The organism is Actinacidiphila acidipaludis (assembly GCF_019890725.1).
Classification (GTDB): domain Bacteria; phylum Actinomycetota; class Actinomycetes; order Streptomycetales; family Streptomycetaceae; genus Actinacidiphila; species Actinacidiphila acidipaludis.
The window spans coordinates 22114-33918 of sequence record NZ_JAINZZ010000059.1 but is presented as its reverse complement, the minus strand read 5'-3'; the positions used below and the strand labels follow the sequence as shown (position 1 = coordinate 33918).

Here is an 11805-nt window from a genome sequence, read left to right as displayed (position 1 = left end):
CACGGCCATCGCGTCGCGCGCCGCGGCGTTCGCTACTCCCACAGCCATGGCTCGTCCTCCCCCTCTTCCTCAGCGGCACCCTCCTGCGCGAGGGCGTCGCGGACCACTTTGAGGGCCAGGCCCTCCGAGTACCCCTTGCGGGCGAGCATGCCCGCAAGGCGCCTGATGCGTTTGTCGCGATCGAGCCCGCGCGTCGACCGAAGCCGGCGGCTCACCAGTTCGCGGGCCGTCTCCTCCTCCTGCTCGGAGTCGAGCAGGCCGACCGCCTCCGTCACCATCTCGGCGTCCACACCGCGGTGGTGGAGTTCCCGGGCGAGGGCCCGGCGGGCAAGCCCGCGTCCGCGATGGCGGGACTCCACCCAGGCGTTGGCGAAGGCCTGGTCGTCGATCAGACCCACGTCCTCGAAGCGCTCGAGGACGTGTTCCGCGACGTCGTCGGGGATCTCCCGCTTCCGCATGGCGTCGGCCAGCTGCCTGCGGGTGCGGGGGGTTCCGGTGAGCAGACGCAGGCACAGGGCCCGCGCCTGCTCCTCCGGATCGAGCGGCGGCTCTTGCGAGGCCCTCGACTCGGAAGAGCCGCCGCGTCCTTGGGAACCGCGCGCCATGGCCTCAGCCCTTGGCGGCGGTGGCCTTGGTCGCCTTCTTGGGGGCGGGGACCTCCGCCTTGACGGCGTCGGCCGGGGCGGCGGCCGCATCCGTCTCGGGCTGCGCCGCGGGGGTCTCGGCCTTCGGCACGCCCACGCCCAGCTTCTCCTTGATGCGCTTCTCGATCTCGTCCGCCAGGTCCGGGTTGTCCTTCAGGAAGTTACGGACGTTCTCCTTGCCCTGGCCGAGCTGGTCGCCCTCATAGGTGTACCAGGCACCGGACTTGCGGACGAAACCGTGCTCCACGCCCATGTCGATCAGGCCGCCCTCACGGCTGATGCCCTGACCGTAGAGGATGTCGAACTCGGCCTGCTTGAAGGGCGGCGCGACCTTGTTCTTGACGACCTTCACGCGGGTGCGGTTGCCGACCGCCTCCGTGCCGTCCTTGAGGGTCTCGATCCGGCGGATGTCGATCCGGACGGAGGCGTAGAACTTCAGCGCGCGGCCACCGGTCGTGGTCTCCGGCGAGCCGAACATCACGCCGATCTTCTCGCGGAGCTGGTTGATGAAGATGGCGGTGGTCTTCGACTGGTTGAGCGCACTGGTGATCTTGCGCAGGGCCTGGCTCATCAGCCGGGCCTGCAGACCCACGTGCGAGTCACCCATCTCGCCCTCGATCTCGGCCCGCGGCACGAGGGCTGCCACGGAGTCGATCACGATGAGGTCGAGTGCGCCGGAGCGGACCAGCATGTCCACGATCTCCAGAGCCTGCTCGCCGGTGTCCGGCTGGGACAGGATCAGGTTGTCCGTGTCGACGCCGAGGGCCTTGGCGTACTCGGGGTCCAGAGCGTGCTCGGCGTCCACGAAGGCCACGGTGCCGCCGGCCCGCTGGGCGTTGGCCACCGCGTGCAGGGTGAGGGTCGTCTTGCCGGAGGACTCCGGACCGTACACCTCCACCACACGGCCGCGCGGCAGGCCGCCGACGCCGAGGGCCACGTCCAGGGCGGTCGACCCGGTGGGAATGACCTCGATGGGCTCATTCGGCCGGTCGCCGAGGCGCATGACCGCACCCTTGCCGAACTGCCGTTCAATCTGTGCGAGCGCGGCGTCGAGCGCCTTCTCGCGGTCGTTTCCTGCCATGGGTTCCACCCGGGATGTCTGGTTCGATCGCTTCACGTCCACGACGCTAGCGCCTGCCACTGACAATGCGCCCGGACGTCCCGCCTGGCCTGTGGATAACTCCGGCCTCCCGCGACCGGAAAGCCGTGATGCGGCCAGGCCGCGCACTGTCGCCGCCGCGGAAAAACCGCACGGCTCTTCCATGAGAATGGCTGTTCGATTTTCGTGTCAAGCGACCCGCCGCAGCGGGCGCCGCGGCGTCACGCCGGGCCGTCCGCCTCCGGCCGGGCCCGCTCGTACAGCGCGACCAGCACGCCGTGCACCGGCTCGCCCGCGGGCGCCTCCTCGGCCTCGTCGACCAGCCGGGCCAGGGTCTCGCCGAGTCGGCGGGCCTGCTCCGCGGTCAGCCGCAGGTGCCGCAGCGTCACGACGCTCTCGGCCTGCGACCGGTCCAGTTCCTGCGCGAACGCACCGAACATCGCGGCCGTGCCGGCGCCCTGCGGCTCTGCGACCAGCATCCTGCGGGCGGTCCGCTGGTAGTACTGCTCGGTCCCGCCGCGCACCTGCCGCGTCTCGGCGACGTACACCAGCCCGGCCTCGCGGAGGACCTTCAGGTGGTGAGCGACGTTGCCCTTGCGGGTGTCCAGCTGGACGGCCAGCCCGCTGATGGTGGCCGGGCGGTGGCCCAGGGCGAACAGGATCCGCTGGCGCAGCGGATGGGCCAGCGCCGCGAACTGCTGGGGCGAGCCGACCTCCTGGACGTCCTCGGGCGGGTGCGGGCGCTGCGTCTCGTCGGCCATGAATCAAGTGTCTAATTCTCTTGACGCTTTCGCAAGCGCGGTGCTCTACTCCACTGCCATGACGACCACCACACAGCCCGCCCTGGCCGCCGCTCTCGACGAGACGATCGGTCTCCTCGCCGAGCACTACGTCTTCCCCGACGTCGCCGAGCAGATAGCCGCCGTGCTCCGGCGGCGGCGCGACGCCGGCGCCTACGCCGTCGACAGCGCCGAGGAACTCGCCCGGCTGGTCACCGATGACCTGCAGTCGGTCAACGGCGACAGGCACCTGCGGCTCGTCTTCCACCCCGACGAGGTTCCGTCCGGGAAGGGCGAGGCCGCCCTGACCAGCCTGCGCCGCGACTTCGACGCCTCCCTGGGCGGCGCGCCCCGCGTCGAGCTCCTGGGCGGCAAGGTGGCCGTGCTGGAACTCGCCCCCGTGCTGTTCCCGGTCGAATGGGCCGCCGAGCCGCTGGCGGCGGCGCTCACCCTGGTGGCACCCGCTCCCGCACTGCTTCTCGACCTGCGCCGTTGCAGGGGCGGAGACCCGGAGACGGTCGCCCTGGTGTGCAGCTACCTCCTGGACCGGCGCACACATCTGAACACACAGGTCTGGCGGGGCGAGGAGACCCAGGAGCAGTCGTGGAGCCAGACCCACGTGCCCGGCGCCAGGTTCGGCGGCACCAAGCCGCTGTACGTGCTGACCGGCGCGGGCACGTTCTCCGGCGGCGAGGAGCTGACGTACGACCTCCAGCAGCTGGGCCGTGCGGTCGTCGTGGGCGAGACCACGGGCGGCGGCGCGCATCCCAGGGAAGGCTGGACGGTGCACCCGCACCTCGAGGCGACCATCCCGGTGGGCCGCGCGGTCAACCCGGTCTCCGGCACCAACTGGGAGGGCACCGGGGTGCTGCCGGACGTCGCCGTCCCGGCGGAGGACGCCCTGGACCGCGCCCACGCGCTGGCGCTGACGCGGCTGGAAGAGATCACGGCCGCTCGTCGCTGACCTCGTACCGTCGCACATAGGTGGCGAAGAACCCCTGCAGCGTGGCGGTGGCCGGGATCGCGACGAGTGCGCCGACCGCCCCCAGCAGCGCCGTGCCCGCCACCACCGAGCCGAACGCGACGGCCGGATGGATGTCCACCGTCCGGGCGGTGATCCGCGGCTGCAGGATGTAGTTCTCGAACTGCTGGTAGATCACGACGAAGCACAGCACCCAGAGTGCGTCCCAGGGATCCCTGGTGAAGGCGATCAGGACGGGCAGGGCACCGGCGAGGTAGGTGCCCACCGTGGGCACGAACTGCGAGACCACACCGACCCAGACGGCCAGGGCGGGCGCGTAGGGCACGCCCAGCACCTGGAGGATGATGTAGTGCGCGACTCCTGAGATGACGGCCATGAGGGCGCGGGAGTACAGGTAGCCGCCGGTCTTGGCCACGGCGAGGTCCCAGGCCCGGAGCACCTCCGCCTGGCGGGCCGGCGGAAGCATGGAGCACAGGGTGCGCCGCAGCCGCGGGCCGTCCGCTGCCAGGTAGTAGGTGAAGAGCAGCACCGTGAAGAGCTGGAAGACCGTGCCGAAGATGGTGGTCGAGATGCCCCACACGTTGCTCGCACCGTGCGACAGATAGGTGCGCACCCAGTTGGAGTGCAGGACCTTGTTCTGGAGGTTGCCCGTCTTGAAGTGCGTGTGGAAGGTGCGGTTGACCCACCGGATCACGTCGTCCGCGTAGCGCGGGAGGTTCTCGACGATCATCCTGATCTGGTCGACGAGCAGCGTGCCGAGGGCCAGGACGAACCCGGCCGCGGCGACGAAGACGACGAGCAGGACGATTCCGGTGGCGAGTCCGCGGCGGACATGGCGGCGGGCCATCCAGTCCACCGCGGGCTCGATCGCGACAGCGCAGAAGAACGAGATCAGGATGTTGACCAGGAGCCCGACGAGCCGCGAGAACACCCAGTGCGCGAACTGGTAGCAGGCGAGGAGCGCCAGCACGATGAGGACCGCGCGCGGCAGCCAGGGCGGCATGCCGTCCCGGCGACTGCGTCCCTCGTCGTAACCCCCGCCACCGGACGCGGCGGCACCCGGTTCCGGGTTCTCCTCGCGGGCGGCCACAGAGTCAGTCTGGAGCGCACGCCACCCTAAGGCCTGATTTCACCTCATTTGCACTATCGGCCACGACGGACTGCCCGGATCGGGGAAGCGCCCGGCTCAGCGGTGGGAGGCGGGCACGTCCATGGCCGCGCACACCGCTCGCCAGACGTCCTTGGCCTCCCAGCCGTCGTCCAGCGCCTGGATGACCGTACGGCCGCCCAGTTCCGACATCACATGGTCGCGTGCGAAGGAGTCGGCGTAGGTCTCGCCGAAGTGGGCGCGCATGCGCTCCCAGAAAATCGTCAACCGCATGGGTGCCAGTATCGCGCGCCCGGCGATGTCATCCCCGCTCGCCATGGTGAGCGGTCCTTACCGGTCGAGGGCCGGGCGGACCGCCCAGGGCGCCGCCGCTTGTCCGAGGCTCTACCCCCCGGCCACCGCCCGGACCGCCGCGGTGACCAGCACTGCCGCGGCGACCACGAGGAGGAAGGGCGCCCGCAGCAGCAGTGCGACGGCCGCGGCGGCGAGGCCGGCGGCCCGGGCGTCGAAGGCGAGGTGCCGGCCCGTCCCGAAGGTCTGCAGGGCGGTCAGGGCCGCCAGCAGCGCGATGGGCACCAGGGCCGCCAGGCGTTTGACGACCGGGCGCTCCAGCAGACCGGCGGGCACGGCCAGGCCGAGCAGTTTCACCGCGTAGCAGCCCGCGGCGGTGATGCCGATGGCGATCCAGGTGTCAGCCGTGCCGGTCATCGGCCGTTCCTTCCTCTCGTGCCGCCCGGTCCGCGGGTGTGCGGGCGGCCGGGCCGTCCGGTGCGGTGTGTGCGTCGGGCGCCTGCTGCCCGGAGGTGCGAGGCCGGCGGGCGAACGCCAGGGCGACGGGTGCGGCCAGCGCCGACATCAGGACCGGCACTCCCGCAGGGAGCAGGGGCAGGAAGAGCAGGGCGAGCACCACGGCCAGGCCGGCCGCCGTCCGCTCGGTGCGCCCCTTCACCATCGGTGCCAGCAGCGCCAGGAAGACCGCGGGACCTGCGGCGTCCAGGCCCCAGGCGGCGGGATCGCCCAGGGCCGAGGCGCCCACCGCGCCGACGAACGTGGTCAGGTTCCACAGCGCGTACAGGCTCGCACCGGTGACCGTGAAACCGAGCCGGGCGGCGTCCCGTCCGCGCTGGGCCAGGGCGATGGCGGAGGTCTCGTCGATCACCCATTGCGCGGCCAGCGGGCGCACCAGCCTCGGCAGCTTGAGGAGCTGGGAGAGCCTGAGGCCGTAGAAGGCGTTGCGCGTTCCGAGGAAGAACGCGCCGGCGGCCGCGGTGAAGGGGCCGCCGCCCGCTCCGAGGGCCCCGACCAGGGCGAACTGCGAGGCGCCGGTGAAGACCAGGAGCGACAGGGCGCACGTCTGGACGAGCGAGAGCCCGGCCCCCGCCGAGGTGACGCCGAAGGCGAATCCGGACAGGCCGACGGCGACCCCGACGCCGAGGGCGTCGCGGACGACCGCGGCCCGGCTCGTGTCGGGGACGTCGGGAGCGGAGCTGGGTGCGGGTACGGGTGGTGCGGTCACACGGCCGACGGTAGGAGCAGGCCACCGGTCCGGTCTTGTATGTTCTTGCGCTCGCGCTGGTACGCCCCCGGCGGGACGCCGACGATGCGGGTGAAGTGCCGGTTCAGGTGCGGCTGGTCGGAGAACCCGACGGCCGCCGCGGTGTCCGCCGGGCTGGCGCCGGCCTCCAGCAGCCGTCGGGCGGCCCTGATCCTCTCTCCGGTCAGCCACGCGTGCGGCGGCAGGCCGTAGGCCTTCTTGAAGGCGCGAAGGAGGGCGAAGGGACTCACTCCGGTCTCGGCGGCGAGCCGCTCCAGGCTGGGCGGCCCGGCGAGGGAGGCGGCGAGCAGGTCGCGGGCACGGGCCGCCGCGACCGGTCCGCCTGACGGAGTGACTGCCGGGCCGGTGGGAGCGGAGCCGTGCCGGGCGAGCAGCCGGGCCACGACCAGGCGGAGGACGGTGTCGGCGGCCAGCGGGTTGTCGTGCTCGGCGGCCCGGTGCACGTCGGCGATCATGCCCGCCGTGGCGGGGTCGTGAAGCACCGTCGTGGTGAAGGCGGGGGTGCCGCGCAGCGAGGAGGTCTCGGCCGCGACCGAGGCGACGACCCCGGGCTCGGGATACAGGACGCGGTAGCTCCAGCCGCCCTCGGTACCGGCGTAGGCCGTGTGGGGCGTCCCGGGGTTGATGAGCACCACGCCGCCGGCTCCGGCGCGCTCGGCGCCGCCCGGCAGCCCGATGCCCTCGACCCCGCCCGTCACCGCGGCGATCACGTAGCCGTCGTGGGCGTGGCGCGCGAAGGTGTGGCGGATGTAGCGGGCGCGCAGCAGGTCGACGCCGGGCAGGCCCGGGTGCTCCCAGTGTCGTGCCTGCTCGCCCGCGGCCATGACGACCATCTGACGACACGACGGTGTGCTCGCGCCAGGGGTTATCCACAGGCTGGACGTTCGGGCCAGCGGCATGTCGGTGCGGCGAGGCAGGATGGGAGCCATGTCCGAACAGTCCAGTCATCGCAGCCTCGAGGCTTTCTCCCCGGCCACCCGCGCGTGGTTCACCGGGGCGTTCCGCGAGCCCACCGCCGCCCAGTCGGGCGCGTGGACGGCCATCGCGGAGGGCTCCGACGTGCTGGTCGTGGCGCCGACCGGTTCGGGCAAGACGCTCGCGGCGTTCCTGGCCGCCTTGGACCGGCTGGCCAGCGTCCCGCCCCCGGCCGAGACCCGCAGGCGCTGCCGGGTGCTGTACGTGTCGCCCCTGAAGGCCCTCGCCGTGGACGTCGAGCGGAACCTGCGCAGTCCGCTCGCGGGTCTGCGGCAGGAGTCGGTGCGGCTCGGCCTGCCCGAGCCCGAGGTCCGGGTGGGCATCCGTTCGGGCGACACGCCGCCCGCCGAGCGGCGCGCCCTGATCAGCCGGCCCCCGGACATCCTCATCACCACACCCGAGTCGCTGTTCCTCATGCTCACCTCGGCCGCGCGGGACGCTCTGAGCGGCGTGGAGACGGTGATCCTGGACGAGGTGCACGCGGTGGCGGGCACCAAGCGGGGCGCCCACCTGGCGCTCTCCCTGGAGCGGCTGGACCAGCTGCTGGACCGGCCCGCCCGCCGGATCGGCCTGTCCGCGACGGTCCGCCCGGTCGACGAGATCGCCCGCTACCTCTCGCCTCAGCGGCGGGTGACGATCGTGCAGCCGCCGTCGGAGAAGTCGTTCGACCTCTCGGTCGTCGTACCGGTGGAGGATCTGGGCGAGCTGGGCGGCTCCCCGGTGATGGACGCGGCCGAGCACACGGGTCCCGCGGCCGGGGCGGCGGAGCGGCCGTCCATCTGGCCGCATGTGGAGGAGCGGATCGCCGATCTGGTGCAGTCCCACCGCTCGACGATCGTCTTCGCCAACTCCCGCAGGCTCGCCGAGCGGCTGTGCAACCGGCTCAACGAGATCGGCCAGGAACGGGCCGAGGGAGAGCCGCTCCCCGAGGCCCACACGCCTGCGCAGCTCATGGCCCAGTCGGGTGCCGCCCGCGGCGCCCCGCCGGTGCTGGCCCGGGCGCACCACGGCTCGGTGTCCAAGGAGCAGCGGGCGCTGGTCGAGGAGGACCTCAAAGCGGGCCGCCTGCCCGCGGTGGTCGCCACCTCCAGCCTGGAGCTGGGCATCGACATGGGCGCGCTCGACCTCGTCGTCCAGGTCGAGTCACCGCCGTCGGTGGCCTCCGGCCTGCAGCGCGTGGGCCGGGCCGGGCACCAGGTCGGCGCGGTGTCGACCGGTGTGGTCTTCCCGAAGTACCGGGGTGACCTCGTGCAGTCAGCGGTGGTCACCGAGCGCATGAGGGAAGGCGCCATCGAGGCGCTGCGCGTGCCGGCCAACCCGCTGGACGTCCTGGCCCAGCAGATCGTCGCGATGACGGCGCTGGACACCTGGGACGTGGACGAGCTGCTCGGCGTCATCCGGCGGGCCGCGCCTTTCGCCTCCCTGCCGCACTCCGCCTATGTCGCGGTCCTGGACATGCTGGCCGGCCGCTACCCGTCGGACGCCTTCGCCGAGCTGCGGCCCCGGCTGGTGTGGGACCGGGTGGCCAACACCCTGACGGGCCGGCCGGGGGCCCAGCGGCTGGCGGTCACCTCGGGCGGGACCATCCCGGACCGCGGGCTGTTCGGTGTCTTCCTGGCCGGCTCGGACCCCAAGAAGGGCGGCGGCCGGGTCGGCGAGCTCGACGAGGAGATGGTCTACGAGTCGCGGGTCGGGGACGTCTTCACTCTGGGCACGACCTCGTGGCGGATCGAGGACATCACCCGGGACCGGGTCCTGGTCTCCCCCGCGCCGGGAGTACCGGGGCGCCTGCCCTTCTGGAAGGGCGACCAGCTGGGCCGGCCGCTGGAACTCGGCCGGGCGCTCGGTGCCTGGCTGCGGGAGATCGGCGCAATGACACCCGAGGCCGCGCGGGAGCGGCTCTCGGCGGCGGGACTCGACACCTGGGCTGCCGACAACGTGCTGGCGTACCTCGCCGAGCAGCGGCAGGCGTGCGGCCATGTGCCGGACGACCGCACCATCGTCGTGGAGCGGTTCCGGGACGAGCTCGGCGACTGGCGGGTGATCATCCACTCCCCCTTCGGTGCCCAGGTCCACGCCCCGTGGGCGCTGGCGCTGGGCGCCCGGCTCCAGGAGCGCTACGGGCTCGACGCGCAGGCCATGCACGCCGACGACGGGATCGTGCTGCGGCTGCCCGACGCCGACCTCATGGGGCTGGACCTGCTGGACACCGACCCGCTGTCCCACGGCGCGGAGTACGACCCCGAGCAGTCACCGGTGGGCGCCGCCGACGTGGCGTTCGACAAGGGCGAGATCGAGCAGCTGGTCACCGATCAGGTCGGCGGCTCGGCACTGTTCGCCTCACGGTTCCGCGAGTGCGCGGCCCGGGCGCTGCTGCTGCCCCGCCGCAACCCCGGGAAGCGCACCCCGCTGTGGCAACAGCGGCAGCGCGCCTCGCAGTTGCTCCAGGTGGCCTCGGAGTTCGGGTCGTTCCCGATCGTCCTGGAGGCGGTGCGCGAGTGCCTGCAGGACGTGTTCGACGTGCCCGGCCTGGTGGAACTGATGGGAGACATCGAGGCCCGCCGGGTGCGGCTGGTGGAGGTGACCACGCACGAGGCGTCCCCCTTCGCCCGGTCGCTGCTCTTCGGCTACGTGGCGCAGTTCCTCTACGAGGGGGATTCGCCGCTGGCCGAACGGCGGGCGGCCGCGCTGTCGCTGGACTCCCGGCTGCTCGCCGAGCTACTGGGCCAGGCGGAGCTGCGGGAATTGCTGGACGCCGACGTACTCGCCGAGCTGGACCGGGAGTTGCAGTGGCTCACCGAGGACCGGCACGTCAAGGACGCCGAAGGGGTCGCGGACCTGCTGCGCGTGCTCGGCCCGGTGACGATGGCGGAGCTGGTCGAGCGGGGAGGCGAGGAGGCCTGGGCCGCGGAGTTGGAGTCGGCGCGGCGGACGATCCGGGTGCGGATCGCGGGCGTGGAGCACTGGGCGGCGGTCGAGGACGCCGGACGGCTGCGGGACGCTCTGGGCACGGCTCTGCCGGTCGGTGTGCCGGTCGCGTTCACCGAGCCGGTGAAAGACCCGCTCGGCGACCTGCTGGCCCGGTACGCCCGCACGCACGGTCCGTTCACCACCGGCGACGTGGCCGAGCGGTTCGGGCTCGGGGCGGCGGTCGCCGACGGCGCCCTGCACCGGCTGACCGCGGCCGGGCGCCTGGTGCAGGGCGAGTTCCGCCCGGGTGCGGCAGGTCAGGAGTGGTGCGACGCGGCGGTGCTGCGCAGGCTGCGGCGCCGCAGCCTCGCCGCCCTCCGGCAGGAGCTGGAGCCGGTGCCGCCCGCGACGCTGGGGGTGTTCCTCCCGCAGTGGCAGCACGTGGGTACCCACAGCCTGCGCGGGATGGACGGTCTGGCCAGGGCGATCGAGCAGCTCCAGGGTGCGGCGGTGCCCGCCTCCGCGCTGGAGAAGCTCGTGCTGCCGTCCCGGGTGATCGGCTACACCCCGGCGATGCTCGACGAACTGACCTCCTCCGGGGAGGTGGTGTGGGCGGGCGCCGGCGGGCTGCCCGGGAAGGACGGCTGGGTCTCGCTCTATCTGGCCGACAGCGCACCGCTGTTGATCCCCGAGTCGCAGCCCATGGAGTTGACGCCCCTCCACCAGGCGGTGCTGGCAACGCTGGAGGGAGGGTACGGCCTCTTCTTCCGGCAGATGGCCGAACAGGTACGGGCGTCGGGGACGGAGGCGACCGATCCACAACTTGCCGACGCGGTGTGGGACCTCGCCTGGTCCGGGCGGCTCACCAACGACACGCTCGCGCCGCTGCGGGCCCTGCTCGGATCGGGCCGGACGGCAGGGTCCACTGCGCACCGGGCGCCGAGGTCCGTCCCCCGCGGGCGGTACAGCTCGCTGGCCGCCCGGGCGCCGCGGGCCTCCGCGTCCCGGAGCGGACCGCCGACGACCGCGGGCCGCTGGTCGCTGGTGCCGGCCGCGGAGCCCGATCCGACCCTGCGCGCCCACGCTCTGACGCACACCCTGCTCGACCGGCACGGCGTGGTCACCCGCGGTGCGGTCGCGGCCGAGGGCGTGGCGGGCGGTTTCTCGGCCGCCTACCGGGTCCTGTCGGCCTTCGAGGAGACCGGGCAGGCGCGACGCGGCTACGTCGTCGAGGGGCTGGGCGCCGCCCAGTTCGCGATGGACGGCGCCGTGGACCGGCTGCGCGCCCTGAGCACCTCGCGGGAGCGCAGCGCGGAGGAGGACCACCACGGCAAGTCCCGTACGGTCGTCCTGGCCGCGGCGGATCCGGCCAATCCCTACGGGGCCGCCCTGCCCTGGCCCCAGCAGCCGGACGGCGTCACGCACAAGCCCGGGCGGAAGGCGGGGGCGCTGGTCGTCCTGAGCGACGGGGAGCTCGTCCTGTACGTGGAGCGGGGCGGGAAGACGGTGCTGGCCTGGCCCGGCGACCCCATACGCATCCAGGCCGCGGCGGACGCCCTCGCCCTGGCCGTCAGGGAAGGCGCTCTGGGACGGCTCACGGTGGAGCGCACCAACGGTGAGTCGGCCCTGACCTCGCCGCTGGGCCAGGCGCTGGAGGCGGCCGGCTTCCACGCGACGCCGCGCGGCCTCCGCCTGCGCGAGGGGTAGCCGCGGCCGGCCGGACACGCCGCCGTCGGGCGGGACGCGATCGGTG

Annotated in this window: 10 protein-coding genes; 2 read left to right on the top strand and 8 right to left on the bottom strand. The window is 73.1% G+C overall.

Features of this window, described 5'->3' with window-relative positions:
* Window positions 1-32: 32 nt before the first annotated feature.
* The 3 genes from recX to K7862_RS30650 form a co-directional block, all read right to left on the bottom strand.
* Window positions 33-605, bottom strand: a complete 573-nt coding sequence (recX, locus tag K7862_RS30660; RefSeq protein ID WP_262414082.1) for a recombination regulator RecX — start codon at window positions 603-605, stop codon at window positions 33-35.
* Between the two features lie 4 nt (window positions 606-609).
* Window positions 610-1725, bottom strand: coding sequence for a recombinase RecA (gene recA, locus K7862_RS30655; protein ID WP_262414081.1), 1116 nt, complete (start codon window positions 1723-1725; stop codon window positions 610-612).
* A 239-nt stretch (window positions 1726-1964) separates the two neighbouring features.
* Window positions 1965-2504, bottom strand: a complete 540-nt coding sequence (locus K7862_RS30650) for an ArsR/SmtB family transcription factor (RefSeq protein WP_222968080.1) — start codon at window positions 2502-2504, stop codon at window positions 1965-1967.
* Window positions 2505-2562: 58 nt separating this feature from the next.
* Between K7862_RS30650 and K7862_RS30645 the strand changes: the two genes are divergently transcribed.
* Window positions 2563-3486: a S41 family peptidase gene (locus K7862_RS30645; RefSeq protein WP_222968078.1), complete on the top strand. Its 924-nt coding sequence runs from the start codon at window positions 2563-2565 to the stop codon at window positions 3484-3486.
* On the opposite strand, the gene K7862_RS30640 is transcribed toward K7862_RS30645, so the two are convergent.
* The 5 genes from K7862_RS30640 to K7862_RS30620 form a co-directional block, all read right to left on the bottom strand.
* Window positions 3467-4594, bottom strand: a complete 1128-nt coding sequence (locus K7862_RS30640; protein WP_308012280.1) for an AI-2E family transporter — start codon at window positions 4592-4594, stop codon at window positions 3467-3469. The genes K7862_RS30645 and K7862_RS30640 overlap by 20 nt on opposite strands.
* 96 nt (window positions 4595-4690) lie before the next feature.
* Complete coding sequence (locus K7862_RS30635) at window positions 4691-4885, bottom strand: DUF3046 domain-containing protein (RefSeq protein ID WP_222968105.1); 195 nt, start codon at window positions 4883-4885, stop codon at window positions 4691-4693.
* A 111-nt stretch (window positions 4886-4996) separates the two neighbouring features.
* Entirely contained in the window at window positions 4997-5320 is a 324-nt protein-coding gene (locus tag K7862_RS30630; RefSeq protein ID WP_222968076.1) for an AzlD domain-containing protein, read from the bottom strand.
* Window positions 5304-6128, bottom strand: a complete 825-nt coding sequence (locus tag K7862_RS30625; protein WP_222968074.1) for an AzlC family ABC transporter permease — start codon at window positions 6126-6128, stop codon at window positions 5304-5306. Before K7862_RS30625 ends, K7862_RS30630 begins: the two co-directional genes overlap by 17 nt.
* Window positions 6125-7096: an AraC family transcriptional regulator gene (locus K7862_RS30620; protein ID WP_308012279.1), complete on the bottom strand. Its 972-nt coding sequence runs from the start codon at window positions 7094-7096 to the stop codon at window positions 6125-6127. The genes K7862_RS30625 and K7862_RS30620 overlap by 4 nt, the downstream gene beginning before the upstream one ends.
* Between K7862_RS30620 and K7862_RS30615 the strand changes: the two genes are divergently transcribed.
* Entirely contained in the window at window positions 7095-11759 is a 4665-nt protein-coding gene (locus tag K7862_RS30615; RefSeq protein WP_222968072.1) for an ATP-dependent helicase, read from the top strand. The genes K7862_RS30620 and K7862_RS30615 overlap by 2 nt on opposite strands.
* Window positions 11760-11805: the final 46 nt, after the last annotated feature.

Bases quoted from the DNA above. Each gene is read 5' to 3' on its own strand.
- recX (WP_262414082.1), bottom strand. From the start codon at position 605: ATGGCGCGCGGTTCCCAAGGACGCGGCGGCTCTTCCGAGTCGAGGGCC.
- recA (WP_262414081.1), bottom strand. From the start codon at position 1,725: ATGGCAGGAAACGACCGCGAGAAGGCGCTCGACGCCGCGCTCGCACAG.
- K7862_RS30650 (WP_222968080.1), bottom strand. From the start codon at position 2,504: ATGGCCGACGAGACGCAGCGCCCGCACCCGCCCGAGGACGTCCAGGAG.
- K7862_RS30645 (WP_222968078.1), top strand. From the start codon at position 2,563: ATGACGACCACCACACAGCCCGCCCTGGCCGCCGCTCTCGACGAGACG.
- K7862_RS30635 (WP_222968105.1), bottom strand. From the start codon at position 4,885: ATGCGGTTGACGATTTTCTGGGAGCGCATGCGCGCCCACTTCGGCGAG.
- K7862_RS30630 (WP_222968076.1), bottom strand. From the start codon at position 5,320: ATGACCGGCACGGCTGACACCTGGATCGCCATCGGCATCACCGCCGCG.
- K7862_RS30615 (WP_222968072.1), top strand. From the start codon at position 7,095: ATGTCCGAACAGTCCAGTCATCGCAGCCTCGAGGCTTTCTCCCCGGCC.
- K7862_RS30620 (WP_308012279.1), bottom strand. From the start codon at position 7,096: ATGGCTCCCATCCTGCCTCGCCGCACCGACATGCCGCTGGCCCGAACG.